This is a genomic window from Streptomyces xylophagus (assembly GCF_000716435.1).
Taxonomy (GTDB): Bacteria; Actinomycetota; Actinomycetes; order Streptomycetales; family Streptomycetaceae; genus Streptomyces; species Streptomyces xylophagus.
Genome location: NZ_JNWO01000001.1, coordinates 514,896 through 539,938 on the forward strand (window position 1 = coordinate 514,896; position 25,043 = coordinate 539,938).

25 protein-coding genes and 1 riboswitch are annotated in these 25,043 nt (G+C 69.7%); of the genes, 14 read left to right on the forward strand and 11 right to left on the reverse strand.

Going from position 1 to position 25,043, the window contains the following annotated elements; all coding sequences use genetic code 11:
* Positions 1-6: 6 nt before the first annotated feature.
* A complete protein-coding gene (locus OO70_RS02330) occupies positions 7-1,071 on the reverse strand; it encodes a fatty acid desaturase family protein (protein WP_051740494.1) in 1,065 nt (354 codons plus the stop codon).
* 372 nt (positions 1,072-1,443) lie between these two features.
* A riboswitch (cobalamin riboswitch) is annotated at positions 1,444-1,517 on the forward strand.
* A gap of 57 nt (positions 1,518-1,574) precedes the next feature.
* Between OO70_RS02330 and OO70_RS02335 the strand changes: the two genes are divergently transcribed.
* Positions 1,575-1,790, forward strand: a complete 216-nt coding sequence (locus tag OO70_RS02335) for a CbtB domain-containing protein (protein WP_043662945.1) — start codon at positions 1,575-1,577, stop codon at positions 1,788-1,790.
* A 36-nt stretch (positions 1,791-1,826) separates the two neighbouring features.
* Entirely contained in the window at positions 1,827-2,693 is an 867-nt protein-coding gene (locus OO70_RS02340) for a CbtA family protein (protein WP_043662947.1), read from the forward strand.
* Between the two features lie 86 nt (positions 2,694-2,779).
* Here the strand turns inward: OO70_RS02340 and OO70_RS02345 are convergent, their stop codons facing one another.
* A complete protein-coding gene (locus tag OO70_RS02345) occupies positions 2,780-3,682 on the reverse strand; it encodes a LysR family transcriptional regulator (protein WP_043662949.1) in 903 nt (300 codons plus the stop codon).
* Positions 3,683-3,858: 176 nt separating this feature from the next.
* On the opposite strand from OO70_RS02345, the gene OO70_RS02350 reads away from it, so the two are divergent.
* Both OO70_RS02350 and OO70_RS56580 read left to right on the forward strand, forming a co-directional pair.
* A complete protein-coding gene (locus OO70_RS02350; RefSeq protein ID WP_043662951.1) occupies positions 3,859-4,797 on the forward strand; it encodes a family 2A encapsulin nanocompartment shell protein in 939 nt (312 codons plus the stop codon).
* 2 nt (positions 4,798-4,799) lie between these two features.
* Positions 4,800-6,788, forward strand: coding sequence for a family 2A encapsulin nanocompartment cargo protein cysteine desulfurase (locus OO70_RS56580; protein ID WP_051740495.1), 1,989 nt, complete (start codon positions 4,800-4,802; stop codon positions 6,786-6,788).
* Positions 6,789-6,875: 87 nt separating this feature from the next.
* Here the strand turns inward: OO70_RS56580 and OO70_RS02360 are convergent, their stop codons facing one another.
* A complete protein-coding gene (locus OO70_RS02360) occupies positions 6,876-8,561 on the reverse strand; it encodes an ABC transporter family substrate-binding protein (RefSeq protein WP_043663610.1) in 1,686 nt (561 codons plus the stop codon).
* 140 nt (positions 8,562-8,701) lie between these two features.
* Here OO70_RS02360 and OO70_RS02365 point away from each other — a divergent pair, with 140 nt between their 5' ends.
* From OO70_RS02365 to OO70_RS02375, 3 genes are read left to right on the forward strand one after another with little or no spacing between them, the layout of a single operon-like run.
* Positions 8,702-9,688: an ABC transporter permease gene (locus OO70_RS02365; protein ID WP_043662952.1), complete on the forward strand. Its 987-nt coding sequence runs from the start codon at positions 8,702-8,704 to the stop codon at positions 9,686-9,688.
* Positions 9,685-10,584 (forward strand): ABC transporter permease, encoded by a 900-nt coding sequence (locus tag OO70_RS02370; protein ID WP_043662953.1) that lies wholly within the window; start codon positions 9,685-9,687, stop codon positions 10,582-10,584. The genes OO70_RS02365 and OO70_RS02370 overlap by 4 nt, the downstream gene beginning before the upstream one ends.
* On the forward strand, positions 10,581-12,380 hold the full coding sequence (locus OO70_RS02375) for an ABC transporter ATP-binding protein (RefSeq protein WP_043662955.1): 1,800 nt from the start codon (positions 10,581-10,583) through the stop codon (positions 12,378-12,380). The genes OO70_RS02370 and OO70_RS02375 overlap by 4 nt, the downstream gene beginning before the upstream one ends.
* Here the strand turns inward: OO70_RS02375 and OO70_RS02380 are convergent.
* Positions 12,377-13,639, reverse strand: a complete 1,263-nt coding sequence (locus OO70_RS02380; RefSeq protein ID WP_051740497.1) for an MFS transporter — start codon at positions 13,637-13,639, stop codon at positions 12,377-12,379. The two genes, OO70_RS02375 and OO70_RS02380, sit on opposite strands and share 4 nt — an antisense overlap.
* A gap of 131 nt (positions 13,640-13,770) precedes the next feature.
* Here OO70_RS02380 and OO70_RS02385 point away from each other — a divergent pair, with 131 nt between their 5' ends.
* Positions 13,771-14,322, forward strand: a complete 552-nt coding sequence (locus OO70_RS02385; RefSeq protein ID WP_043663613.1) for a CGNR zinc finger domain-containing protein — start codon at positions 13,771-13,773, stop codon at positions 14,320-14,322.
* Between the two features lie 53 nt (positions 14,323-14,375).
* On the opposite strand, the gene OO70_RS02390 is transcribed toward OO70_RS02385, so the two are convergent.
* Positions 14,376-15,179: an SDR family NAD(P)-dependent oxidoreductase gene (locus tag OO70_RS02390; protein WP_043662956.1), complete on the reverse strand. Its 804-nt coding sequence runs from the start codon at positions 15,177-15,179 to the stop codon at positions 14,376-14,378.
* A 125-nt stretch (positions 15,180-15,304) separates the two neighbouring features.
* On the opposite strand from OO70_RS02390, the gene OO70_RS02395 reads away from it, so the two are divergent.
* Positions 15,305-16,252 (forward strand): LysR family transcriptional regulator, encoded by a 948-nt coding sequence (locus tag OO70_RS02395; RefSeq protein WP_051740499.1) that lies wholly within the window; start codon positions 15,305-15,307, stop codon positions 16,250-16,252.
* Between the two features lie 58 nt (positions 16,253-16,310).
* On the opposite strand, the gene OO70_RS02400 is transcribed toward OO70_RS02395, so the two are convergent.
* Together OO70_RS02400 and OO70_RS02405 are read right to left on the reverse strand one after the other, a co-directional pair.
* Complete coding sequence (locus tag OO70_RS02400) at positions 16,311-16,652, reverse strand: DUF6193 family natural product biosynthesis protein (protein WP_043662958.1); 342 nt, start codon at positions 16,650-16,652, stop codon at positions 16,311-16,313.
* 23 nt (positions 16,653-16,675) lie between these two features.
* Positions 16,676-17,455 (reverse strand): SDR family NAD(P)-dependent oxidoreductase, encoded by a 780-nt coding sequence (locus tag OO70_RS02405; protein ID WP_043662960.1) that lies wholly within the window; start codon positions 17,453-17,455, stop codon positions 16,676-16,678.
* Positions 17,456-17,557: 102 nt separating this feature from the next.
* Between OO70_RS02405 and OO70_RS02410 the strand changes: the two genes are divergently transcribed.
* The 5 genes from OO70_RS02410 to OO70_RS02430 all read left to right on the forward strand — a co-directional run bounded on the left by OO70_RS02410 (position 17,558) and on the right by OO70_RS02430 (position 21,404).
* Positions 17,558-17,794 (forward strand): hypothetical protein, encoded by a 237-nt coding sequence (locus OO70_RS02410; RefSeq protein WP_043662961.1) that lies wholly within the window; start codon positions 17,558-17,560, stop codon positions 17,792-17,794.
* A complete protein-coding gene (locus OO70_RS02415) occupies positions 17,794-18,171 on the forward strand; it encodes a hypothetical protein (protein WP_043662963.1) in 378 nt (125 codons plus the stop codon). Before OO70_RS02410 ends, OO70_RS02415 begins: the two co-directional genes overlap by 1 nt.
* A 56-nt stretch (positions 18,172-18,227) precedes the next feature.
* Positions 18,228-19,184, forward strand: a complete 957-nt coding sequence (locus OO70_RS02420; RefSeq protein ID WP_043662965.1) for a GlxA family transcriptional regulator — start codon at positions 18,228-18,230, stop codon at positions 19,182-19,184.
* A gap of 111 nt (positions 19,185-19,295) precedes the next feature.
* On the forward strand, positions 19,296-20,294 hold the full coding sequence (gene gap / locus OO70_RS02425) for a type I glyceraldehyde-3-phosphate dehydrogenase (RefSeq protein WP_043662967.1): 999 nt from the start codon (positions 19,296-19,298) through the stop codon (positions 20,292-20,294).
* 42 nt (positions 20,295-20,336) lie between these two features.
* The gene (locus OO70_RS02430) at positions 20,337-21,404 is read left to right on the forward strand and encodes a P1 family peptidase (protein WP_051740501.1); all 1,068 of its coding nucleotides are present in this window, start codon (positions 20,337-20,339) and stop codon (positions 21,402-21,404) included.
* On the opposite strand, the gene OO70_RS02435 is transcribed toward OO70_RS02430, so the two are convergent.
* The 4 genes from OO70_RS02435 to OO70_RS02450 form a co-directional block, all read right to left on the reverse strand.
* The gene (locus tag OO70_RS02435) at positions 21,337-21,918 is read right to left on the reverse strand and encodes a GNAT family N-acetyltransferase (RefSeq protein ID WP_234336667.1); all 582 of its coding nucleotides are present in this window, start codon (positions 21,916-21,918) and stop codon (positions 21,337-21,339) included. The genes OO70_RS02430 and OO70_RS02435 overlap by 68 nt on opposite strands.
* A gap of 67 nt (positions 21,919-21,985) precedes the next feature.
* Positions 21,986-23,608, reverse strand: a complete 1,623-nt coding sequence (locus OO70_RS02440; protein WP_043662970.1) for a CocE/NonD family hydrolase — start codon at positions 23,606-23,608, stop codon at positions 21,986-21,988.
* Positions 23,605-24,204, reverse strand: a complete 600-nt coding sequence (locus tag OO70_RS02445; RefSeq protein WP_043662971.1) for a TetR/AcrR family transcriptional regulator — start codon at positions 24,202-24,204, stop codon at positions 23,605-23,607. Before OO70_RS02445 ends, OO70_RS02440 begins: the two co-directional genes overlap by 4 nt.
* Before the next feature lie 53 nt (positions 24,205-24,257).
* Entirely contained in the window at positions 24,258-25,025 is a 768-nt protein-coding gene (locus tag OO70_RS02450) for a pirin family protein (RefSeq protein WP_043662973.1), read from the reverse strand.
* Between the last annotated feature and the right edge of the window lie 18 nt (positions 25,026-25,043).

The following is a 25,043-nucleotide window of genomic DNA, read 5'->3' on the forward strand; positions in this document are numbered from 1 at the left end:
GGCAGTTCAGCCTGTGGGCACGGCGAAGCGGAGTATCCGGCCCCAAGTGGAGCCGTACTGCCGCCACAACGGACCGGTGACGTACGGGATGCCGTACCTCGCGCAGAGTTCGCGCACCTGCGGGGCGATTGCGGCGTAGCGGTTGCTGGGCAGGTCGGGGAAGGCGTGGTGCTCGATCTGGTGGCCGAGGTTGCCGCTGAGGATGTGGAAGAGGGGACCGCCCTCGATGTTGGCGGAGCCCTGGATCTGGCGCAGATACCACTCGCCGCGGGTCTCGCCCTCGATGCGTTCCTCGGTGAAGGTCTGGACGGCGCCGGGGAAGTGGCCGCAGAAGATGATGGTGTGGGTCCACAGGTTCCGCACTGTGTTGGCGGTGAGGTTCCCGAGCAGGCAGGGCAGTGCGGAGGGCCCGGCGAGCAACGGGAAGACCACGTAGTCCTTGGCGAGTTGGCGGGCCGCCTTGGTGAGAAACCCGCTCACGTCATCCAGGAAGGAGCGCCACGACTTGCGGCCGGCGGCGACGACATCGGGTTCCAGGTCGTACAGCGCGATGCCCCACTCGAAGAGTGGTGCGAGCACGAAGTTGTAGAGGGGCTGGGCGAGATGGCGCGGGCGCCAGGTCTGGTCGGCGCTCATCCGGAAGACGACGTACCCGAGGTCGCGATCGCGGTCCACGACGTTGGTCCAGGTGTGGTGCAGGTTGTTGTGGGTGTGCTTCCAGGCCTCGGAGGGCGTGAGGAAATCCCACTCCCAGGTCGTGGAGTGGATGGCCGGGTCGCCCATCCAATCCCATTGGCCGTGCAGGATGTTGTGGCCCAGCTCCATGTTCTCCAGGATCTTGGCCAGCGAGAGCATGGCGGTGCCGGCCACCCAGGCGGGTGGGAACAGCGAGAGGGCGAGCGCGATCCGGCCACCGGCTTCCAGACCGCGCTGGGTGGCGATCACGGTGTGGATGTAGCGGGCGTCGGCGGCGCCGCGTGTGGCGATGATCTCGGAGCGGATCCGGTCGAGTTCCTTGCCGAACTCCTCGCTGAGAGTGGGCTCGGGAGGCGCGGTCGCAGTGGTGGTCACAGGGACTCCTTGCGGGAATGGGCATCGAGGGCGGCAGCCCGTGCAGATGCCGTGTCACCGTCCGGGCGGCGCCGTCGATGCCCGGCGGTCATGTCCGCTCCGGCCCAACGAGGGCTCACGGAGGCACTGTTGAGACCCACGTGCACCACGTGTCTCCCCGGGGCGGAGCAACTGGGCTGCGCGGCCGGGGACTCGGGCCTCGGCAGCAGCCTAGTGCCGCCCCTGCCATGCCAACAGTGCGCCTACGGCTGACCCACCCGACGTCCCCTCATACGCCGTGACCGGGGCCGTAGCACCAACCGGTTGTGGGAACGGGCCTGATTGACGGCCTGGAGAGACGCGCCGTACTCTCCCCCTGTAGTGATGGCATAAGGAAGCTGGTGGAATTCCAGCACGGTCGCGCCACTGTGAGCCCGCCGCCGGAAGGTGGTGGGCGAGTCAGACACTGAACCCTCACTCGCCCGTACACGCAAGGGACGCACGATCCCGAAGGAGGGCTCACCTTGAGCAGCATTTCCACATCCCGTCCGGTGTCCACGCCGGTTGTCCTGCCGGTCTCGAAGTCGATCGTCTGGCTGGTCGGCACCGCGCTGATCGCGCTGGCCGTCTACTACTTCATCGGTGTCGACCAGGGCGCCGTGTCGGTGTTCGGCAACGACATGCACGTCCACGAGTTCGTCCACGACGCCCGCCACTTCCTCGGCTTCCCCTGCCACTGACCCTCCGCCGGCACCTGGACGTACGGACAACTCGACATGGAAAAGAAGCTCATCCTGCGCGGCATAATCGCCGGCGCAGTGGCGGGCCTGCTCGCGTTCGTGTTCGCGCGGATCTTCGCCGAACCACAGATCGCCAAGGCCATCGACTACGAGAGCGGCCGTGACGCCGCCCAGAACGCCCTGGACAAGGCGGCGGGCATGCCCGTCGAGGCGGCCGACCCCGACCTGTTCAGCCGGACCATCCAGGCCAACGTAGGCATCGGCGTCGGCATGATCTTCTTCGGCATGGCGATGGGCGCCCTGTTCGCCGTCGCCTACACCGTCTGCCTGGGCCGCACCGGTGGTCTGCGGGCCCGTAACCTGGCGCTTCTCGTCGCCGGTGGCGGCTTCCTCGGCATGTATCTGGTGCCGTTCCTGAAGTACCCGGCCAACCCGCCCGCGATCGGCCACGAAGAGACCATCCAGCAGCGCAGCGCCCTGTATCTGATCATGATCGTGTGCTCCGTGGCCTTCCTCGCCGGAGCCGTCTACCTCGGCAAGCGGCTCCAGGCACGCTTCGGCAACTGGAACGCCTCACTCCTGGCAGGCGCCGCGTTCGTGGTCGCGATCGGGATCGTCATGCTGCTCCTGCCGCAGCTCGGCCATCTCTCGTACAACAAGGCCAACTTCGGCAACCACGCCACCGAGACCCCGCTGCCGCTGACCGACTCCAAGGGCACCATCGTCTACCCGGGCTTCCCCGCCGACGTGCTGTTCGACTTCCGCTTCTACTCGGTCGCCGCGCAGCTCATCCTCTGGGCGGCCATCGGCCTGATCTTCGGCCCCCTGGCGGAACGTCTGCTGCAACCCGCGCGTCCGGACGCCGCCCAACCCTCGAAGGAGCCGGACCCGGTACCGGCCTGACCAAACCCGTACGGTACGGCGAGCGCGGTGATCGGGAAGATCGCCGCGCTCGGTCCGTTCTCCTGCGCATGCACCCGCATGTCTCGTCAGGACGGCCATTCCGGCTCGGAGATGGTCGCGTTGAGGGCGTCGAGGAGTACTTGCGCGGGCTGGGACGCCGGCGGCTTGCCGTAGACGGCGGCCACGACCTGTCTGCGCATGCCGGGGATTCGGTGGAGTCTGACCCCGGGGTTCCGGTTGGCGAGGAGGGTGAGTCCAGGCAGCAGGCTTACGCCGAGGCCGGCGGCGACGAGCGCTTGTACGGCCACGTAGTCGTCGGTCTCGAACTCGACGATCGGTGAGAAACCGGCCCGCCCGCAGGCCGCGACGAGATGTTCGCGGCAGCGTTCGCACCCGGCGATCCAGCGCGTGTCGGCGTAGGTGGCCAGCTCCGCGCGGGGGCCGTCCCAGGAGCGGTCCGCCGGGGTGACCACGTACAACGGCTCGTCGAGAAGCGGGGTCATCGTGGTGTCGCGGCGATCGCGCTGGGGTGGGTCCCCGTGCTCGAAGACCAGCGCCACGTCGACGTCGTTGTTGCGCAGGGCGTTGATCGCGTCCGGCGGTTCGGCTTCGCGCAAGGTCAGCTCGATGCCGGGATGTTGGGCGGAGACACGGGCGGCGGCAAGCGGCACCAGGGTGGCCAGCGCCGAGGGGAAGGCGGCCAGGCGGACCCGGCCGGTGCGCAGCCCCGCCAGCTCGTCCAGTTCGGCGTGCACCGACTCGACCTGCGCGAGGATCGACTCGGCGCGGTCCACCAGCAGCCGACCGGCCTCGGTGAGCCGGATACCGCGCCCCATCCGCTGCAACAGCGGTACGCCGACCTCGGCCTCGAGTTTCGCGAGTTGATGGCTCACCGACGGCTGCGCGTAGTGCAGCGACTCGGCGGCCGCGGTGATCGAACCCTCACGGGCGACGGCCACCAGTACCCGCAGCCGACTCAAGTCGATCATTTGCGAATCATAGCCCGCGTCGATGACAGCCTCGAAAACACGCATTGGACCGCTACCAGGGTCGCTGCGAGGGTGAATCGATAGTTGGTGCGAGAGAGTTCGACCGCACGCGTTCCCGTCGGCGACCTCACCCCCACACGCGTGCCCGGCCTCAGGGCGCGGAAAGGACATGTCGTATGACCACGGCTGTGAATCCACCGTCGCGATCGATGTCGGTGAGCGACAAGGCGGCGCGGACCCTTGCGAACGCCACCAAGACCGTTCCGCAGATGGGCTCCATCACCCCTCGCTGGCTGGTGCACCTGATGTCCTGGGTGCCGGTCGAGGCCGGCATCTACCGGGTGAACAAGGTCGTCCACCCCGAGTCGGTGCGCATCGAGTGCGACAACTACGACGAGTCGCCGCTGCCCGACACCTTCGTCGACTACTCGCAGGAGCCCCGGGAGTACCGCCTCAAGGCCGTCCAGACGGTCCTGGACCTGCACACCCGGATCGCCGACCTGTACTCCAGCCCGCACAACCAGACCGCACAGCAACTGCGGCTGACCATCGAGGCGGTGAAGGAGCACCAGGAGGGCGAGCTGATCAACAGCCCGGAGTACGGGATGCTCGCCAGCGTGGCGGACACACAGCGGATCTCCACGATGGCGGGACCGCCGACGCCGGACGACTTGGACGCCCTCATCACCAAGGTGTGGAAGCAGCCGGCCTTCTTCCTCACTCACCCGGAAGGAATCGCCGCGTTCGGCAGGGAGTGCACCCGGCGAGGCGTACCGCCGGCCACGGTCAGCATGTTCGGCTCGCAGTTCCTGACCTGGCGCGGCCTGCCGATCATCCCGTCGGACAAGGTCCCGCTGGAGAACGGCAAGACCAAGTTCATCCTGCTGCGCACCGGTGAGTCGCGCCAGGGCGTGGTCGGACTGTTCCAGCCCGGGCTCTCCGGGGAGCAGGGGATGGGCCTGTCGGTGCGCTTCATGCAGATCGACCGCAGCGCCATCGCCTCCTACCTGATCTCCCTGTACTGCTCGCTCGCGGTGCTCACCGAGGACGCGCTCGCCGTGCTCGACGACGTCGAGGTGGACAAGTTCCACGACTACGCCCCGAGCTACCGGTAACCATGACCACGCCCCCAACCACCGGTAACGAAGCCGCTCCGGCGTGGCTGCCGGACGAGGAGACGCTGAGCCGGCTGGCCGGGGAGTTCTTCCGAGCACTCCCCGGCCAGCCGGCGGACACGGCGGCTCCCGTCCTCGACAGCCCGTCACAATGGCCGACGCCCACGGGTCTGCCGGCCTTCGACCCCTCTCCTCCGGTGCCGACGCCTCCGTCGGCTGCCGGCCCGTCTCCTTCGGTGCCGACCGGTCCGTCGGCTACGGCGCCGTCTCCCTCGGCGTCGACCGGTCTGCCGGCCGCGACACCGCTGTCTTCTACGCCCACCAGCGTGCCGACCGCGGACCCGCTGCCTCCGATGCCGACCGGTATCCCGGCCATGGACCCGCCGCCCCCGGCGCCGACCGCCGGAATGAGCCCGCCTTCCGGGCCGCCACCGACCAGTGCCCCGGCCACATACGCGCCGAGCGTTCCTGCGCTGGGCGCGCCCGGCGTCGCGGCGCCCACCCCGGAGCCGCCGGCCCCGCCGGTGATCCCGGTACCCCCGCCCGCTGCACCGGCCCAGCTCTCGAACCCCGAGCCGTACTACTTCCTCACCGAGGCACCCGGATACCCCGCTCAGGCGCCGGAGCTTCCCGGCTTCGGGCACCTCGGACTGCCGCCCCTCCCCGAGCCCGAGCCGCTGACAGCCACGACCGCGCCGTACTACTTCGTTCAGGAACCCGACGTATCCGATGTGCCGACAGGCCTGCCGCTCGACCCGCACCCGGCGTTCGACGTGCGGGCGGTCCGGCGGGACTTCCCGATCCTGTCGGAGCTGGTCAACGGACGTCCGCTGATCTGGCTGGACAACGCGGCGACCACGCAGAAGCCGCAGGCAGTGATCGACCGGCTGGTCGAGTTCTACTCGCGGGAGAACTCCAACATCCACCGGGCGGCGCACGAGTTGGCGGCCCGGGCGACGGACGCCTACGAGGGCGCCAGGAAGACCGTTGCCCGGTTCATCGGGGCGGGTTCCGCCGAGGAGATCGTGTTCGTCCGGGGCACCACCGAGGCGATCAACCTCGTGGCCAAGGCATGGGGACCCGCGCACATCCGCGCGGGCGACGAGATCGTGATCTCCCACCTGGAGCACCACGCCAACATCGTGCCCTGGCAGATGCTGGCGGAGCAGACCGGTGCGGTGATCAAGGTGATCCCGGTCGACGACTCCGGGCAGTTGCTGCTCGACGAGTACACCGCCCTGCTGTCCGACCGCACCAAGCTGGTCGCGGTCACCCAGATGTCCAACGCGCTCGGCACCGTCGTACCGGTCGAGCAGGTCATCGAGATCGGGCACCGGGCCGGGGCACGCGTCCTGGTCGACGCGGCCCAGTCGGTCCCGCATCTCCCGATCGACGTAAGGGAGTTGGACGCGGACTTCCTGGTCTTCTCCGGGCACAAGCTGTTCGGACCGACCGGGATCGGCGTCCTCTACGCCAAGCGCGAGGTCCTTGAGGACATGCCTCCGTGGGAGGGCGGCGGCAACATGATCACCGACGTCACCTTCGAGAAGTCCAGCTACCAGCCGCCGCCGGGACGCTTCGAGGCCGGCACCGGCAACATCGCCGACGCGGTGGGGCTGGCCGCTGCCATCGACTACGTCGAACGCATCGGCCTGCCGAACATCGCCGCCTACGAGCACACCCTGGTCGAGCACGCCACCGAAGGCCTGCGGTGCGTGCCCGGGTTGCGGTTGGTCGGCACGGCTCCGAACAAGGCGAGCATCGTGTCGTTCGTCCTGGACGGCTACGAGCCGGCCGAGGTGGGCACCGCCCTCAACGAGGAGGGAATCGCGGTGCGTTCGGGCCACCACTGCGCGCAGCCCATCCTGCGCAGGTACGGCCTGGAGGCCACGGTCCGGCCGTCGTTCGCCTTCTACAACACGCACGAGGAAGTGGACACGCTGATCGCGGCGGTCCACCGGCTCGCGGACCGCCGCAGTGGGCGCCGCTAGTCCGAACGTGCCTGAACCGATGCGGCGGAGACCTGTCCGAGGTCTCCGCCGCATCGGCACGAAGCCGGCCGATCTGCCGCCGGAAGGTCACTTCTTCAGCCAGCCGACCTTCGTGTAGTCGACGTCCGCGAGGCCGCTCGCGCCGTAGTTGGCGAGGGTCGAGCGGACTGCGAGGACCTGGGGGCGCTGGTAGACGGGGATGGAGTGGCCCAGTGCCCAGATCTTGGCGTCGGCCTCGTTGTAGAGCTTGTTCGCCTCGGTGGTGTCCGTGGTCTCGGTGGCCTTCTTCAGCAGGGCGTCGATCTCGGGGGAGCCGACCGAGCCGTAGTTCTGGTAGAGGTTCCTGCCGGACGGCTCGCGGTAGATCGGGTACGCCTGGGAGCGGAAGATCTGGTCGACCCAGCGGAAGCTCGTCAGATCGAAGTTGCCGATCGTGACGTACTTGGAGAAGTAGTCGTTCGACGGCACCTTCACGATGTTCAACTTGATGCCGACCTGCGCCAGTTGGGCCTGCACCAGCTCCGACTGGTCGACCTGTGCGGAGGTGGAGCCCGCGCTGAGCGTGTAGCCGAGGGTGAGCTGCTTGCCGGCCTTGACCCGCTTGCCGCCCTGGAGCTTCCAGCCCGCCGCGTCCAGCAGTTCGCCCGCCTTCTTCAGGTCGTACGTGCCGTACGTACCGGAGTTGTCCTGATAGCCGGCCTGGTTGGGCATGAAGAAGTGGCTGCCGTACGGCTTGAGTTGGACGGGGAGGTCCTTGCCGAAGGCGGTGGCGATGGACTTGCGGTCGATGGCGTGCTGGAGGGCCTGGCGGACGCGGACGTCCTTGAGCGGGCCACGTGCGCCGTTGAACTCGATGTGCACCTCGTCCCAGCGGGCGCCGACGCGGATGTCGGTGCCGGCCGCCTTGTAGAGCCGCTTGTAGTCCTCGGGCAGGAGCGCGGAGGCGGAGTCGATCTCCTTGTTGAGGTAGGCGTCCGTCCAGGCGGAGTAGTCCAGGGCGCGGAAGACGATCGAGTCCAACTTGGGCTTCGTTCCCCACCAGTTGGGGTCCGGGACGGCCGTGATGGTCTGGGCCGTCCTGTCGTACGAGGAGATCTTGAAGGCGTTCCCGGTGATCGGGATCTGCTGGGTCCAGCCCTTGTTGAACTTGTCCGGGGTGTCGATCCCGGCGGCCGGCAGCAGCGGGTTGAAGAGGTGCTTCCAGTCGGCGTACGGCGTGGAGTAGGTGACCTCGACCTGGTGGGCGTCGGCGCCCTGTTCGACCTTGCTGATCTGTTCGTAGCCGGAGGTGTCGGCGGCCTCGTACGCCTTGTTCGTGCCGTTGTTCGCCTTCCACAGAGCCTCGAAGTCCCGCCAGCCGATGGTCTTTCCGTCGGACCACTTCGCCTTGGGGTTCAGTTTGTAGACGATCGTCTGCGGGCTGGTCGAGGTCACCGAGGCGGAGAGGAGGAAGTCCGTGTCGGGGCGGGACTCGCCTTGGGCGTCCGCCCAGAACAGCCGGGGCTCCACCAGTTCGTTGATGTCCGTCGCGTCGCCCTGGTTGCCGTTGGCGGTGTAGCGGTTGTAGTCCGCGATCCACTGCGAGATCGCCAGCTTGAGCGTGCCGCCCTGCGCGACGTCGCTCGGCGGACGGGCGTTGATCGCCTGGCTGCCGGCCGGGGCCGCGCTCCGCTGCGCGACGGGTTTGCCGTCGTCCGAGGAGCCGCAACCGGTCACCAGCAACGCGGTGGCCGCGGTGGCGGCGACCCAGGCCGTGGCGGGGAGTTGGCGCATGTCGGTGTCCTTCGTGAGGCCGGTGGTCATCGGTGGATGCATCGAACGTAGAACGGCCTACGACCCCCGGGGGAGACCGCCTGGACATCTGACATGTTCTCTTCATGATGTGGCAACAAGAGGCCTGGACCATTTCTCCTGTGCCTGCCTACCTGGCCAAACGACTCGGCTACTACGCCCTGTTGCTCCTGGCCGCCGTCTGCCTCTCCTACCTGCTGGCGTCGCTCGCGCTCGACCCGCGCGAGTACTACGCCGGCCGGCAGCCGCCCATACCCGTGGCCTCGGTGAACCACCATCTCGACGAGATCGGCGTCAACGACCGCACCCCGCTCCCGCATCGCTTCCTGCGCTGGTTCGGGCACGCGGTACGCGGCGACCTCGGGCAGACCATCGACGGCACCTCCGTCAACGCCGAGTTCGGCCGCCGACTCGGGGTCAGCCTGCGGCTGCTGCTCACCGGGACAGTGTTCGGCACGGTCGCGGGCGTGCTCGTCGGGGCCTGGACGGCCGTACGGCAGTACCGGTTCAGCGACCGGGCCGTCACCCTCGCCTCGTTCGCGCTGCTCTCGACTCCTGTGTTCCTGCTGGCGATTCTCCTCAAGACCGGCGCGATCTGGTTCAACCAGACCACCGGCACGGACCTGATCCAGTTCACGGGAGAGAAGAGCCCCGGCCTGACCGGCGGCTTCTGGACCGTCGTCGAGGACCGGGCAGTGCACCTGCTGCTGCCCACCCTCTCCGTCGCCCTCTTCGCCGTCGCGAGCTACAGCCGCTACCAGCGCAACACGATGCTCGACGTCCTCGGCTCGGACTATCTGCGCACCGCGCGGGCCAAGGGCCTCGCCCAGCGCACGGTCCTCCTCAAGCACGGACTGCGTACGGCGCTCATCCCCATGTCGACCTACTTCTCGTACGGCTTCCTCGCGCTGTTCACCGGCGCCACCTTCACGGAGACGATCTTCGGCTGGCACGGCATGGGGGAGTGGTTCGTGGCGTCGATCGGCAAGAACGACGTGAACTCGGTCGTCGCCGTGAACCTCTTCGCCGCCGTCACCGTGCTGTGCTCCGGCTTCCTCGCGGACATCCTGCACGCGGCCCTCGACCCACGTATCCGGCAGGCGTCATGACCACGACCGTCATCGCAGAAGAGGCACCCGTCGCCGCTCCGCCCGCGGGCCGCGCCACCGTCGTCCTGCGCCGCTTCCTGCGCAACCGCACCGCCCTCGCCGGAGCCGTCGTCCTGGTGCTGCTCTTCCTGCTGGCCTTCGTCGGGCCGTACGTCACCCCGTGGTCGTACAGCCACATCGACTACACCGCGCTGCGGGCCGCCCCCGACGCCGACCACTGGTGGGGGACGAACCGGATCGGTCAGGACGTGTTCGCGCAGACCGCGCGCGGACTGCAGAAGTCGCTGATCATCGGGCTGCTCGTCGCCGTGCTGTCGACCGGGCTCGCCTCGCTCGTCGGGGCCTGCGCCGGATACTTCGGCGGGTGGACCGACCGGCTGCTCATGTTCTTCGTCGATCTGCTGCTGGTCTTCCCGTCCTTCCTGATCATCGCGATCGTCTCGCCCCGGCTGAACTCCAGCGGCTGGTTCGCCCTCGTCGGACTGCTCGGGCTCTTCGCCTGGATGATCACCGCCCGGGTCGTGCGGTCCATGACCCTCTCCCTGAAGGAACGTGAATTCGTGCGCGCCGCGCGGTACATGGGCGTCGGCCCGTTCCGGATCATCTGGCGGCACGTGCTGCCGAACATCGCCTCCTTCCTCATCATCGACGCGACCATCCAGGTCGGCGGCGCCGTGATGAGCGAGACCGCCCTGTCGTACTTCGGCTTCGGAGTGCAGCCGCCCGACGTGTCGCTGGGCACACTGATCGCCGACGGGACGGGTGCGGCCGTGACGTACCCCTGGATGTTCTTCTTCGCGGCCGGACTGCTGGTCGTGTTCGTGCTGGCGGTGAACCTGGTGGGCGACGGGCTGCGGGACGCGCTGGACCCCACCGCGAAAGGAGCCTCCCGGTGAGCCCGCTGCTCCAAGTCACCGATCTGGACGTCGACTTCGGCGGTCGGCCCGCCGTGCGAGGGGTCGGCCTCACCCTCGAACGGGGTGAAGTCCTCGGCCTGGTCGGCGAGTCGGGCTCCGGCAAGTCCGCGACCGCGCTCGCGGTCCTCGGGCTGCTCCCGGGCAACGCGGTCGTGAGAGGGTCCGTACGGCTCGACGGCCAGGAACTCGTGGGTGCCTCGGACAAGCAGCTCACGCGGATTCGCGGCAGCCGGGTCTCCATGGTGTTCCAGGACCCGCTGTCCGCGTTCACGCCCGTCTACCGGATCGGCGACCAGGTCGCCGAGGCCGTACGCGCCCACCAGGACGTCTCCCGCGAACAGGCCCTGGAACGGGCTGTCGAGCTGCTGGACCTCGTAGGGATACCCGAACCCGCCCTGCGGGCAAGGGCGTTCCCGCACGAGTTCTCCGGCGGGATGCGCCAGCGCGCGATGATCGCCATGGCGATGGCCAACGACCCCGACGTCATCCTCGCCGACGAGCCCACCACCGCCCTCGACGTCACCATCCAGGCCCAGGTGCTCGACGTCCTGCGCACCGCCCAGCGTGAGACCGGGGCCGCGATGCTGCTCGTCAGCCACGACCTCGGTGTGATCGCCGGGGCGGCCGACCGGGTGGCCGTGATGCACGAGGGGAGGGTCGTCGAGTCGGGCACGGCCGTCGATGTCTTCACCCGCCCTCAAGAGCCGTACACGAAACAGCTGTTGGCGGCCGTACCCCGGATCGACGCCCCACGCGCACCCCAACCACCGGTCGGGGAACAGGTGTTGAAGGTGCGCGGGCTCACCAGGACCTTCCCCGTCCTCAAGGGCACGGCCTTCAAGCGCCGGATCGGCACCGTGTACGCCGTGGACGGCGTCGACCTCGACATCCGGCGCGGCGAGGCCCTTGCTCTCGTCGGTGAATCGGGGTCCGGGAAGTCGACGACGCTCTTCGAACTCCTCGAACTGGCCCGGCCCGAGGGCGGCACGATCGAGCTGTTCGGGCAGCGACTCGGCGGGCTCAGCGCGACGGAGACCAAGGCTCTGCGCCGCCGCGTCCAGATCGTCTTCCAGGACCCGATGGCCTCCCTCGACCCGCGCATGCCCGTGGGCGACATCGTCGCCGAACCGCTGCGCACCCAGGGCGCCGACCGGGTGACGATCGGCCGCCGCGTGCCCGAACTCCTCACCCAGGTAGGCCTGGACCCGGCACACGCGGAGCGCTTCCCGCACGAGTTCTCCGGCGGACAGCGCCAGCGCATCGGCATCGCCCGCGCCCTGTCGGTGGAACCCGAACTGCTCGTCCTCGACGAACCGGTCTCGGCGCTGGACGTCTCGGTCCAGGCCGGAGTGCTCAAGCTGCTGCAACGCCTCAAGGAGGAGCTGGGGCTCGCCTATCTCTTCGTCTCCCACGACCTGTCCGTCGTACGGAACATCGCCGACCGCGTGAGCGTCGTCTACCTCGGGCGCACGGTCGAGGCCGGCCCGGTCGACGAGGTCTTCGAGCGCCCCCGGCACCCCTACACCCAGGCCCTCCTCTCCGCCGTACCCCTTCCGGATCCGGTCCGCGAACGGCAACGCCAGAGCGCGCGCATCCTGCTCGCCGGGGACCCACCGAGCCCGACACGACGCTACGACGGCTGCCGGTTCCGGGGACGCTGCCCTCTCCAGGCACAGCTGGGGGAGGGAGACCGCGAGCGGTGCGGTCGGGAGGTGCCGGTGCTCGACGGGGATGGGGCGGCCTGCCACTTTCCGCGGGTGCGGGAGGTCGTTTAGCGGGGGCTCCCGTGCGGCTCCTCGTGCTGTTGTGCTGGATGCCTTCGCCCGGAGTGCGTCAGCAGGACGGCGCCGATGCCTGCCGCCACGATCTGGGCGGAGGCTGCCAGTCCCAGGAGGGGTGCGGCTCCCAGTCCGCCCAGGGCACCGATCCCGGCTGCTCCGGCCGCGGCCGCCGTGCTCTTCAGACCGGCGCCCAGGGTGAAGATCTGGGTGCGCAACGGCTGGGGGGCATACCGTTCGCGCGCGATGAGCAGGGCGCTGAACAGCGGGCCGGTCGCCCAGCCCGCGAGGGCGAACAGCGCCGTGGTCGGTGCCATCCCGGGCACACAGGCGGCCAGGGCCAGGGGGAGTGCGGTGAGGGGCAGGCACAGCAGTACCACGCGTTCGGGCCGGGTGCGGCTCCACGGTCTGACGGCGTAGGTGAGGGACCCCGCCATCGCGCCGGCGGCGAAGGCGGTCATCAGGCCGCCCGCCGCCCAGCCGGCGTGGCGTTCGGTGGCCAGCAGGGCGGTGATGACGGGCAGGGCTCCGATGCCGATCTGACCGATGCTGCTGGCCCAAGTCACGGACCGCAGCGGTGAGTTGTGCGCGATCTCCCGAGCACCGGCCGCGAGGACGGCGGGCCGTAGCGCGGCGGTCGCACGGTGCTTGGAGCGAGGGCGGGTGGGCAGCCGCAGCAGGGCCACGGCGCAGGCACCGGTGAGCGCGGCCGCGCCGAGGGTGAAGAGTGCCGCGCCCGGTCCGATCGTGGTGGCCAGAGTCGCCGCCAGGGCGGGGCCGAGGATGCCCGCCAGGTTGTAGGTGGTGGAGTCGATGCTGAAAGCGCGGGTGAGGGCCCGCTCGGGGAGGAGTTCGGCGAGCAGGCTGGTGAGACCGCCGGTGACCAGGGGAGCGCAGCAGCCGGCCGCGAGGACCAGGAACAGGACGAAGGGCGTGGGCAGTCGGCCCAACGCCCACGCGGTCGCGGCCAGGCCGGTGCCGTAGGCGGCCAGGCCCAGACCGTGAAAGAGCCTGCGGTGGCGGACCCGGTCGGCGAGAACACCGGCCACGGGAGCCGCGACCACGTGCGGCACCATCAACGCGGCGACCAGGAGGCCGCCGAGACTCGCACTGTGTTCGCGTGCCAGGGCCAGCAGAACCAGCGCGACGCGCGCTCCCTCGTCGGCCAGGCGCGCCGGTATCGCCACGCCGAGGTAGCAGGCCAGGGGCGCGGCGACGGGGGCGGATGTGAAGGGGGTTGCGATGGTTGCGGCCATCGGAGTCCTGCCCGTCATCAGGGGGCCATAAGGGGAGGCGGAGCCGACCCCGGACTTTCGCGAGCGTCATCGGTCAAGGGTCTGATTCCACGATCTTGTCGATGTATGCCGGGATGGGCGACACTGCCTGGGTGGAGTTCACTTTCGTCAGTGGTCACTTGGCCTTGGACCTGGCCGCCACGCTGACTTGGCGCAGTACCTATCCCATTGAGCTGCTGGCCGGTCCGCAGGACCTGTCCGCGTGGATCGAGCAGGCGGGGCTCGGAGACGTGGCCGGGCGTGTCGGTGCCGCCGATGTCGAGCGGATGCGGGAGCTGCGCGAGGCCATTTACCGCACGGCGTCCGCGGATCCGCTGGAGCGGCCGCCCCGCGCCGGGGACCTGCGGTTGATCAGCAGGACGGCGGCCGGTAAGCAAGTCACGCCGGTGCTCGAGGAGTTGGGCCGCGCGGTGTGGCACGGCACCGTCGAGCAGGTGCTGGCGACCGTCGCCCACCAGGCGTGTGTCCTGCTGGGCGGCCCTGACCACCGGCGTATCCGGTCGTGCGCGGACTCGCAGTGCACCCGGCTGTTCGTCGACCACTCCCGCTCCGGGAGCCGCCGCTGGTGCGACAAGCAGACCTGCGGCGGACGCGCCAACGCCGCGGCCTACCGTCGACGCCGTTCACAGCACTCGCCGGGATGACCTCACGCGGCGCGTTCCCGTGACGATGGCAGTGCACCGGGCGGTGTCGCCGCTCAGCCGAAGGCTGCCAGGGAGACCGGCTGCCACTGGCGCCAGGTGCTCAGCCGCTCCTCGTAGAGCGCGGCGACGTCGGTGAAGGACTTGCCGAGGAGGATCCGCAGCGGAGGCTTGTCCGCGTCGACGATCCGGAGGATCGCCTCGCGGGTCGCGTGCGGGTCGCCGACCTCGAAATCCGGTGCAGTGATGGCGCGGACCTCGGCGTAGTCCGGGTGCGGCTCACTGTGTCGTGCACCGCGGTCCAGCCAGTCGGTGGCGTAGGGGCCGGGCTCGACGTTGGTGATGTGGATGTCGAAGGCCGCCACCTCTTGGGCCAGGGATTCCGACAGTCCCTCAAGAGCCCACTTGGAGGCGTGGTACGCACCGATGCCGGGGAACGCGCGTACGCCGCCCTCGCTGGTCACCTGGAGGATCCTGCCCGATCGTTGGGCCCGCATGAACGGCAGTACGGCCTGGGTGACCCACACCGCGCCGAAGAAGTTCGTCTCCAGCTGCGCCCGGAGTTCGGCCTCGTCCAACTCCTCGACCATGCCGAAATGCCCGTAGCCCGCATTGTTGACGGCGATGTCCAGTGAACCGAAATGCGCATGGGCACGCTGCACCGCCGCGAACACCGCCGAACGGTCGGTCACGTCGAGCGGAATCGGCAGTACGGCGTCCCCGTACCGCTCGACCAGCGGCGTCAGCAGGCTGACGTCCCGGGCCGTCGCCGCGACGTGATCTCCGCGTTCCAGCGCGGCCTGTGCCCACTCGCGGCCGAACCCTCTCGAACTGCCTGTGATGAACCATGTCTTCGCCATGATCAGTGCTCCCTGTGGATGGACGACTTGCTGTCGCCACTCCACCGTGCCGCGCGGCGAGGCATTCCACCAGCGATGATCTCGCACAGGAGACATGCGTTCCGGGAATGTGTCAGGATGACGGCATGGCCGACTTCACCCTTACCGGCCTGCGCGTCGTCCAGGCCGTGGTCGACACCGGATCGTTCACCGCCGCGGCCGACGCGCTCGGATACACGCAGTCGGCGGTGTCCCGTCAGGTGGCGGCGATGGAAGCCGCCGCAGGTGCGCCGCTGTTCGTCCGGGGTGCCCGCGGGGTCGCCCCCTCCCCGGCGGGCATGGTGCTCGCCCGGCGGGCCGCGGCGGTCATCAACGAGATCGACGCCGTCGGCGCGGACCTCGCGGGGCTGCACGACCACCTCACCGGACGAGTCGTCGTCGCCGCGTTCCCGGCGGCCACCGCCGTGCTCGTCCCCAGAGCGCTGGCCCGCCTCCGCGACGAACACCCGGGCCTGATCGTCGAGTTGGGCGAGGCGTCCTCGCCCACCCAACTCCGCCAACTCCGCGCCCACCGCATCGACATCGCGGTCATCGGCGTGGGACCAGACCTGCCCGCCTACGACTTCGAGGGCCTGTCCCGCGAACTCCTCCTGGACGGCCGCCTCTTGCTCGCCGTACCCGCGAACCACCGTTTCGCCGGCCGCGGCACGATCCCGGTGACCGAACTCCGGGACGAGGCCTGGATCATCGGCAAGGGCCTCCGCGACGACCCCCAGTTCGGCGCCTGGCCGACCCTCGACCACCCCCGGGTCGCCCACGCCGCCCGCGAATGGCCCACCCGCCTGGGCCTTGTCGCCGCCGGCCTCGGCATTGCCGTACTCCCCGAAATCGCCGCCGCAGCCGTCCCCCACGGCGTCCGCACCGTCCAGGTCGACGACCCCGCCTGGCTCGGCCGGGCCGTCGTCGCCGTCACGATCCGCGACCGTGCCCCCGAGGTGACGGCGACGGTGGAGGCGCTGCGCCATGAGGCGCTACGACTCCGAGCAGCACGGCACAGTGCCGTACCCGGCAAGGACGCCGAGGCCGCGACGTGACCGGGTGGTCGATCCGGCCGAGGGGGGCGGGCGCGGGGTGGCGCGAGGACGAAGCGCCCTATTTCGGAGGCAGATTGTTCGCCACGAGTCTGGCGGCTTCCGCGGGTGTCCCGGCCTCGCCGAGGAGGCTGGCGTATCCGGACGTGTAGACCTTGTACGGGGGGTCACCGCAGACGATGAACGGCAGCTGCTCGCCGTCCGATTCCGGCCATGGCGGTGGGGCGACGAGCAGGAAGTGCAGGGTCCCGTGTGTAGGGAACGGATACAGCTCGCGCAGGCGCGGCTCGGCGTGCGCGGCCTCGGCGACGGTGAGTAGGGAGTCGTTCATGGCCCCCCGTGTGCCGGGTCTGCGCTCCAGGAGCCAACTCCAGGCAGTCGCGACGTCGGGTGCTTCAGCCATGGGTCCGATTCTCTCAACAGGCTTCAGTGCACGGAGAACCCGCCGTCGACAAACACCGACTGCCCGGTGACATAAGCCGAAGCGCGGCCGGCCAGGAACACCGCCGCACCCGCGAAGTCCTCGGCCAGGCCGTTGCGCCCGACAAGTGTGCGCGCGGCCAGCGCCGCCACCTTCTCCGGGTCGGACGACAGGCGCGTATTGAGCGGTGTCATCACGAAACCCGGCACCAGCGTGTTGCAGGTGACGCCGTACGGCGACCACGCCTCGGCCTGTGAACGGGCCAGTGACTCCAACGCTCCCTTGGACACCCCGTAGGCGCCGCTCTGCACGAAGGCCCGGTGTGCCTGTTGGGAGGTGATGTGGATGATCCGTCCGAAGCCCCGCTCGGCCATGCCGGGGCCGAAGCGCTGGCCCAGGAGGTAGGGCGCCTCCAGGTTCAGCGCCATCGTGGTGTCCCACACCTCCTCGCTCAACTCGCCCATCGGCGGGCGCAGGTTGATCCCGGCGCTGTTGACGAGGATGTCCGGTTCCCCGAACGCTTCCACGGCTGCCTCCGCCGCTGCCCGCACCCCGTCCCGGGTTCCCAAGTCGCCGCTCACCCAGGCCGCCCGACATCCGTCCGCCACCAACTCGTCGACCGTGGCGGCCAGTTCCTGCTCCTTGCGTGCCACTACGACCACGCTCGCCCCCGCCCGCGCGAGAGACCCGGCAACAGCCCGACCGATGCCGGAACTGCCACCCGTCACCACGGCGACCAGGCCGTCCAGGGAGAACTTTTCGAAGAGGTAATCGCGCGAGATCATCTCGGCAGCTTAGGAGGCGTCTGCTCGATAGGCGAACCCGTTGTTTCCCGCGTATACCGAAGGCCTCTCGCACCCACGGCACCAACTAGGTACCATCCTTGTATGCCATCGCTGAATGTGTCCTTCACAGAAGAGGAACTCGACGGAGTGCGCGCGGCCGCCGCGGCCGAGGGGAAGAGCCTCAAGCAGTACCTGCACGACCTCGGTGTGCGTGAGATGCAGCGCGGTCAGTTCGTCGCCGGTGCGTCCGCGTGGGCCGAGCGGCTGCGCGGTGAGTTCGACGACGCCTTCCCCGACGAGGTGCCGCCTTCCGAGCGTGACGGGGCCGCGGCCGCCTGATGCACCTGTACATCGACGTCTCCTGGCTGCTCGACGTCCAGGAGGCCGCCCTTTCCGACGAGGACATGTCGGTCTCGGACTACTCCGCGCTCGTGGCCGCCGTAGCACGCCACAAGACCAAGCTGCCGACGCTCGCCGCGGCCGATCCGGACGCGGCCTGGCGGGCGGCTGCCCTGATGCACACCATCGTGCGCCTGGAGCCGCTGCCGCACCGCAACAGCCTGTACGCCGCGTTCGTCGCCGCCCAGTACATGGGGCAGTCCGGTGAAGGGATCGATCCGCCCTACGGCGCCCTTTCCGATCTTGTCCGCAAGATCCGTGACACCCGCGTCGGGGTCCTCGCCGTCGCCGACCAGTTGCGGTCCTGGAAGGTCTGACCTGCGCCGAGTCCTTGAGTGATCGGGGAGGCCGTACCTCTGCGTAGGCTGTTCCCGTGTCAGCCGCCCGCCTCCGTCGTGTCGCCGTCCTCGTACTCGAAGGCGCCAAGCCGCTCGACGTCGGTATCCCCGCGCAGGTGTTCACGACGCGGGCGAGCATGCCGTACGAGGTGCGGTTGTGCGGTGCGGCGCCCGGGTTGGTGACCGGGGGCGACGGGCTGTCGTACCACGTCGCCGACGGCCTCGACGCGCTGGTCTGGGCCGACATCGTCTTCCTCCCGGGCTATCGGTTCCCGGACCGTGAGGACCCGCCGCAGGGAGTCCTCGACGCGTTGATCGCCGCGCACGACCGGGGCGCGCGGCTCGCCGCGATCTCGACGGGAGCCTTCGCGCTCGCCGCCACCGGTCTGCTCGACGGCAAGCGCGCGACGACGCACTGGCACTACACGCGGGCGCTCGCGGCGAAGTACCCGCATGTCCAGGTCGACGAGAACGTTCTCTTCGTCGATGAGGGGAGCGTGCTGACGTCGGCGGGTGCCGCTTCCGGGATCGACCTGTGCCTGCACATCCTGCGCGGGGACCTCGGTGTGGCCGCGTCCAACCACGCGGCCCGGCGCCTGGTCGCGGCGCCCTACCGCAGCGGCGGTCAGGCACAGTACGTGCCGCGCAGTGTGCCCGAGCCGCTCGGTGAACGGTTCGCCGCCACTCGGGAGTGGGCGTTGCACCGGCTCGGCGAGCCTCTCACCCTGGAGACGCTGGCCCGGCAGGCGGCGGTCTCACCGCGCACGTTCTCGCGGCGCTTCGTCGACGAGACCGGGTACACGCCGATGCAGTGGGTGATGCGCGCCCGCATCGACATGGCCCGCGAACTGCTCGAACGGTCCGAGCGCAGCGTCGAACAGATCGCCGCCGACGTCGGTCTCGGCACCGGCGCGAATCTCCGGCTGCACTTCCACCGTCTTCTCGGTACGACGCCGAGCGAATACCGGCGCACCTTCGCCCAGGGGGAGTAGCCGCGCCCTCGGCGCCCTGTGGCGAGATCCTTTTGAACCATGGCGATCGCGCCACTGTCACCGACGATTCCCGCGCGCGAGCCTGGTGGGGAACCGAAGGGACACATACTCATGACTCGCATTGCCATCAACGGATTCGGCCGCATCGGACGCAATGTGCTGCGCGCCCTGCTCGAACGCGACAGCGACCTCGAGGTCGTCGCCGTCAACGACCTGACGGAGCCCGCCACCCTGGCACGCCTGCTCGCCTTCGACTCGACGGCCGGCCGCCTCGGGCGCCCGGTGTCCGTCGACGGGGACACCCTTGTCGTCGACGGCCGGCGCATCAAGGTGCTCGCCGAGCGCGAACCGGCGGACCTGCCCTGGGCCGAGCTGGGCGTCGACCTCGTGCTCGAGGCCACGGGCCGTTTCACGTCCGCCAAGGCCGCCCGCGCCCACCTCGACGCGGGTGCGCGGAAGGTGCTCGTCAGCGCGCCCTCGGACGGCGCCGACGTCACGCTCGCGTTCGGGGTCAACAACGACGCCTACGACCCGGCCACGCACACGATCGTGTCGAACGCCTCCTGCACGACCAACGCGCTGGCACCCCTCGCCGCGGTGCTCGACCAACTCGCCGGTATCGAGCACGGCTTCATGACCACGGTGCACGCCTACACGCAGGAGCAGAACCTGCAGGACGGCCCGCACCGGGACGCCCGCCGTGCCAGGGCCGCCGGGGTCAACATCGTGCCGACCACGACGGGTGCCGCCAAGGCGATCGGCCATGTCCTGCCGAACCTCGACGGCAAGCTGTCGGGCGACTCGATCCGCGTGCCCGTGCCGGTGGGCTCGATCGTCGAGCTCAACACCACCGTCGCCCGCGACGTGACCCGCGAGGACGTGCTGGCGGCCTACCGCACCGCGGCCGAGGGACCCCTCGCGGGCATCCTCGAATACTCCGAGGACGCGCTCGTCTCCTCCGACATCACCGGCAACCCGGCCTCGTCGATCTTCGACTCCGCCCTCACCCGTGTCGACGGCCGCCACGTGAAGGTCGTCGCTTGGTACGACAACGAGTGGGGCTTCTCCAACCGGGTGATCGACACGCTGCAGCTCCTCGCCGCCGGCTGACAGACCGTCCGGCCCGGCCGGTGGTGTCGTTAGGGTCTGGCCATGCACCCGCATTCCATGCCGGATCCGTCCCGCACCATCGTGCCCCGCCGAGCCCGTGAACTCGGGCTCGGCATCGGTGAGTTGCCCACGGGAACGTACAACGCGATCACGGACGTGCCCGGCATCCGTGTCGGGCACACCACGCTGATCCGACCGCCGCGCGTGCACAGCGGTGTCACCGCGATCGTGCCCGACGGCGTGGGCCCCGCGAGCCCGCTGCCGGCCGGGGTGTTCACGGGCAACGGCTACGGCAAACTCCTCGGCACCACGCAGATCACCGAACTCGGCGCGCTCGAGACACCCGTGCTGCTCACCTCGACCCTGTCCGCCTTCCGCGTCGCGGACGCCCTCGTCGGCTGGATCCTGGAGCAGCCCGAGGGAGCGGACGCACGGAGCCTGAATCCGGTGGTGGGGGAGTGCAATGACGGCCTCCTCTCCGACATCCGCTCCCGGCCCGTGCGGGAGGAACACGTCCGCGCCGCACTCGGGACCGCGTCCGCCGAGCCGGTCGCCGAGGGATCGGTCGGCGCGGGCACCGGGATGACCGCGCTCGGCTTCAAGGCCGGCATCGGCACCTCCTCGCGGCGGCTGCCGCTCGCGGGCCAGGAGGTGACGCTCGGGGTGCTGGTGCAGGCCAACTTCGCCGGTACGTTGCGGGTCTTGGGCCGTACGATCGCCCCCGCCGACGTAGGCGTCCCCGCGGAGGAACCCGGCCTCGGCCCGGAGGCCGGCTCCTGCATGATCGTCGTCGCCACCGACGCACCCCTGGACGCCCGCCAGTTGACCCGGCTCGCCCGCCGCGCCGTCTACGCACTGGCCCGCGTCGGCGCCGGCTACAGCCACGGCAGCGGCGACTACGGCCTCGCGTTCGGCACCCGCCCCTTGGGCACACCCGCCGGGCCTACGGTCGTGCCCGATGCCGGGCTCGATCCCCTCTTCGGCGCCGTGCTGGACGCCGTAGAGGAGGCGGTGCTCAATTCGCTGCTGACGGCGACCGTCGTCACGGGTCCGTACGGGCACACGCGATATCCGTTGCCTGCGGCGCCGCTTCTTGCTCTGCTGGGGTGAGCACGGCGGCCCCTAGGTCGCGCTGGTACCAGGTGCCCTGCTTGCCGCCGAGGTCGGTCGGAAGGGCGGGGCCGACCGGGGTGAACCCGGCCTTGGCCAGCACCTTTTGGGACGCGATGTTCTGGTGGGAGGTGGCCGCTCTGAGGGTGCGCAGTCCGTGTTGGGTCGCCGCCAGCCGGCACAGTTCCTCGACGGTCGCGGTCGCCACGCCGTGCCCGGCCACGTGCTGGGCCACTCGGTAGCCGAGGTCCGCGGTCTGTCCCTCGACGATGTCGAAGAGGTTGAACCGGCCGAGCACCGAGCCGTCCTCGGCGACGAGCAGATAGAAGGCGCAGATGCCGGCTTCCTGCTCGGCCAGCAACGCGTCGTACCGTTCGGTGAATTGGTCGAAGTAGTCGTCGCCGCGGTCGGAGATCGAGGCGGCGAAGTAGGCGCGGTTCGCCAACTCGAAGGCCAGCACCGCCGGGGCGTGGTCGGCGCGCAGGCGCTGCAACTCGGGAGGCATGTGCGCCATTGAAGCCTCCTGTCCCTCGCGTCACATCGGCCTGAGGTCGTAAGGGGAATCCCGCACCGCCGTGGTGTCAGGTCACCCGCCGGAGCGGCAGGACGATCGCCGAGGGGTGTGTGGGTGTGTGGAGTACTTGCTGGTCGGCGGCGCGGAGGGTGGTGGCGGTCGCTCTTGGTTCACCGGTGCCGAGGTTGCGGTTGTAGCGGGGGAAAGCGCCGCTGGAGACCTGGACGCGGATGCGGTGACCGCGCTTGAACCGGTAGGCGGTGGGCCACAGTTGGACGGTCGCGCACGTCGTCGCGTCGGCGTCGGACAGGCCGACCAGGCCGTCGCACACATTGGTCGAGCGGCCGTTCTCGTCCACGTCGCAGAGCCGGACGAACACATCGGCGTACGGCAGGCTGGAGCGGAACCAGATGTCGGCGCTGACCTCGCCGACGACCTCGGTGTCCTGATCGAGCGCTGTGGTGGTGTAGGTGAGGACGTCCGGGCGGGCTTCCAGCGCGGTGTTGTCGACGCGGCCCGACTTGACGCCGACGGCCATGCGGACGCCGCCGACCGCAGGGGTGGGGTCGGCCGGGTCGTAGTGGTAGGTGTCCGGGGCGGACTCGGGCGGCGGGTCGGCGGACAGGGCGCCGGCGGGGTGGAGGTGGAGGCGCTGCGAGTTGTAGCCCGGCGGGGGCCAGGACGGGAAGTCGCGCCAGGTCTCCTCGCCCATGACGAACAGGCGCACCGGAGCGCGTGACGAGGGCTTTTCGCCGCGGGCGTGGGCCAGGCCGAAGTCGAGGGCCTCGGCGGTCGCCGTCGCGCCGACGCCCATGGAGATGTGCGCCCACGGGCCGACCGTGAGCCTGGCGTCGCGTCCCGCCCCCTGCAGTGCCTGGTAGTCGCGGAGTTGGCCGGGCAGGAAGATGTCGTACCAGCCGCCGACCGTACTGACCGGGACGGTGAGGTCGGCGACCCGGGAGCTGTGGTCGAGCGCGGACCAGAAGGGGGATTCGGCGTCGTGGTCGAGGGTGTTCCGGAAGTAGTCGGAGCGGCGGCCGACGGCGGCGATGTCCGCCTCGTTCAGCGGCAACGTGTACCAGGCACGCCGTTCCTTTCGGATCCGCAGCGCCTGGTGGAGCATCGCTCCCCGGCGTTCCTGGCCCGCGACCTGGAGGCCCCAGCCGAAGGTCGCCTCCAGGGAGAACGATTCCTTGCGGAGGAACTCGAGCGTGAAGGCGGACTCGGAGACCGACGGGATCAATGCCTTTACTTGCGGCGGCAGTTGGCCCGCCATCGACCACTGGGCGAACCCGAGGTAGCTGCCGCCGTAGAGCACGATCGCCTCGCCGCACCAGGACTGTTCGACGAGCCACTCCAGGGTGTCCAGACCGTCCTCGCGTTCGCGGCGCAGGGGGTCGAAGACACCGCCTGAGCCGAAGGTGCCGCGGGTGCTCTGGATCAGCACCTGGAATCCCCGCTCGGCCAGCGGCCTGGCCACCTGTGCGGCGATCATGCCCGTCCTGCCGTACGGGATACGGACGAGCGCGGTCGGCAGGTTCGCCGAGCCGGATGCGGGGGTCCAGCGGTCGGCCAGGAGGACGGTGCCGTCGCGCATCGGTACCCGGAGATCGTTCTCGACGGTCAGGTGCCTGGTCGCGGGCGGGGGCAGGTGGAGCAGGCGCTGGATGAGGTGACTGCTGAGGTTCATCGGGCGCGGTCTCCGTCCGTGGTGGCTCGGCGGCTGAAGGTGAGGGCGGAGGCCAGGCGGAGCAGCCGGTTCGTCAGTTCCTCGGGATCGAGGGTGTCCGGGCCGTCGATCACCCAGTTGTGGACGAGCGTCGCCGCGCCGCCCGCGACGAACTCGGAGAGGTCGTCCGCCGTGCCCTGGTCCAGATCGCCGAACAGCTCTCGGAGGGAGGTCCTGTTGAGGGAGCTGAAGAGTGTGTTGAGCGTTCTGGTCATCGCGAAGGCGCACGATCCGGTCAGCATCGGGCGATAGAAGGCGCGGTGTTCCGCGAAGTGCCGTGCCATCGCCGCCGCTCCCTCGGAGGCGTCGCCGGCCTGGGGCAGCAGCTCCCGTCGCACCAGGTCGATCGCGGCCTCCGTCAGGAGGGTGTCGCGGTCCCCGAACTGCAGGTAGACGAGGCGGCGGCTGACGTCCGCCGCCTCGGCGAGATCGGTGACCGCGATGTCCGTGGTGCCGCGCTCGGACACGAGACGCACGGCCGCCGCCATCAGGGCTGAGCGGGAGCGCCGGACCCTTCTGTCCTGGGTGCCGGAGTCCTGGATCGGTTCGAGCTGCATGCGGTCAAGTTATACAGCTGAGAATAAATGCACAAGTGTGCATTTTGTTTGGATCACATCGCGAAGGTCGCGTGCATCTCCCAGACGAGGATCTCCGCAGGCTCGACGGCGCTGACCTTGTGTCCGCCCGTGGCGGTGAATCGTGCGGCGTCGCCCTCGCCGAGCGCGCCGGCGCCCTCCAGGTCCACCGAGCCGCGGGCGACGAACAGGTGCACGTACGGCGCTTCGGGCAGGGTCACGTGCTGCCCGGGGCGCAGCCGTGCGGCGTACAGCGCGGCGTGCCGGTTCTGGATCCGGATGGCGCTCGCGTCTTTGTGCCGGTCCATGCCGGACGCCACCGTGACCAGCCCGCCGGCCAGCAACTCCCCGTCGATCTCCAGCTGTTCGTAGCCCGGAGTCACCCCGGCCTCGTCGGGCAGGACCCACATCTGGACGAAGTGCACCGGGTCGGTGGGGTCCTCGCCGGGCGACCGGTAGGAGTCGTTCTTCTCCGAGTGGAGGATGCCGGTGCCGGCGCTCATCCGCTGGGCCAGGCCCGGGTAGATCACGCCGGAGTGGCCGCTGGAGTCCTGGTGGACCAGGGAGCCCTGAAGAACCCAGGTGACGATCTCCATGTCCTGGTGCGGGTGGGTCTCGAAGCCTGTGCCCGGCTGCACCGTGTCCTCGTTGTTGACCAGCAGTAGACCGTGGTGCGTGTTGGTGGGGTCCGGCCGGTGTGTGCCGAGGGAGAACGAGTGCTTGGAGTCGAGCCACGACAACCTGCTCGTGAGCCGGTCACCGGCCCGCCGTACGTCCACCGTGGGTGTCAGCAGTGTGCTCATGGTGTGCTCCCTGTTCAC

Bases quoted from the DNA above. Each gene is read 5' to 3' on its own strand.
- OO70_RS02340 (WP_043662947.1), top strand. From the start codon at position 1,827: ATGGAAAAGAAGCTCATCCTGCGCGGCATAATCGCCGGCGCAGTGGCG.
- OO70_RS02345 (WP_043662949.1), bottom strand. From the start codon at position 3,682: ATGATCGACTTGAGTCGGCTGCGGGTACTGGTGGCCGTCGCCCGTGAG.
- OO70_RS02350 (WP_043662951.1), top strand. From the start codon at position 3,859: ATGACCACGGCTGTGAATCCACCGTCGCGATCGATGTCGGTGAGCGAC.
- OO70_RS56580 (WP_051740495.1), top strand. From the start codon at position 4,800: ATGACCACGCCCCCAACCACCGGTAACGAAGCCGCTCCGGCGTGGCTG.
- OO70_RS02360 (WP_043663610.1), bottom strand. From the start codon at position 8,561: ATGCGCCAACTCCCCGCCACGGCCTGGGTCGCCGCCACCGCGGCCACC.
- OO70_RS02370 (WP_043662953.1), top strand. From the start codon at position 9,685: ATGACCACGACCGTCATCGCAGAAGAGGCACCCGTCGCCGCTCCGCCC.
- OO70_RS02380 (WP_051740497.1), bottom strand. From the start codon at position 13,639: ATGGCCGCAACCATCGCAACCCCCTTCACATCCGCCCCCGTCGCCGCG.
- OO70_RS02390 (WP_043662956.1), bottom strand. From the start codon at position 15,179: ATGGCGAAGACATGGTTCATCACAGGCAGTTCGAGAGGGTTCGGCCGC.
- OO70_RS02395 (WP_051740499.1), top strand. From the start codon at position 15,305: ATGGCCGACTTCACCCTTACCGGCCTGCGCGTCGTCCAGGCCGTGGTC.
- OO70_RS02400 (WP_043662958.1), bottom strand. From the start codon at position 16,652: ATGGCTGAAGCACCCGACGTCGCGACTGCCTGGAGTTGGCTCCTGGAG.
- OO70_RS02405 (WP_043662960.1), bottom strand. From the start codon at position 17,455: ATGATCTCGCGCGATTACCTCTTCGAAAAGTTCTCCCTGGACGGCCTG.
- OO70_RS02410 (WP_043662961.1), top strand. From the start codon at position 17,558: ATGCCATCGCTGAATGTGTCCTTCACAGAAGAGGAACTCGACGGAGTG.
- OO70_RS02415 (WP_043662963.1), top strand. From the start codon at position 17,794: ATGCACCTGTACATCGACGTCTCCTGGCTGCTCGACGTCCAGGAGGCC.
- gap (WP_043662967.1), top strand. From the start codon at position 19,296: ATGACTCGCATTGCCATCAACGGATTCGGCCGCATCGGACGCAATGTG.
- OO70_RS02430 (WP_051740501.1), top strand. From the start codon at position 20,337: ATGCACCCGCATTCCATGCCGGATCCGTCCCGCACCATCGTGCCCCGC.
- OO70_RS02435 (WP_234336667.1), bottom strand. From the start codon at position 21,918: ATGGCGCACATGCCTCCCGAGTTGCAGCGCCTGCGCGCCGACCACGCC.
- OO70_RS02440 (WP_043662970.1), bottom strand. From the start codon at position 23,608: ATGAACCTCAGCAGTCACCTCATCCAGCGCCTGCTCCACCTGCCCCCG.
- OO70_RS02445 (WP_043662971.1), bottom strand. From the start codon at position 24,204: ATGCAGCTCGAACCGATCCAGGACTCCGGCACCCAGGACAGAAGGGTC.
- OO70_RS02450 (WP_043662973.1), bottom strand. From the start codon at position 25,025: ATGAGCACACTGCTGACACCCACGGTGGACGTACGGCGGGCCGGTGAC.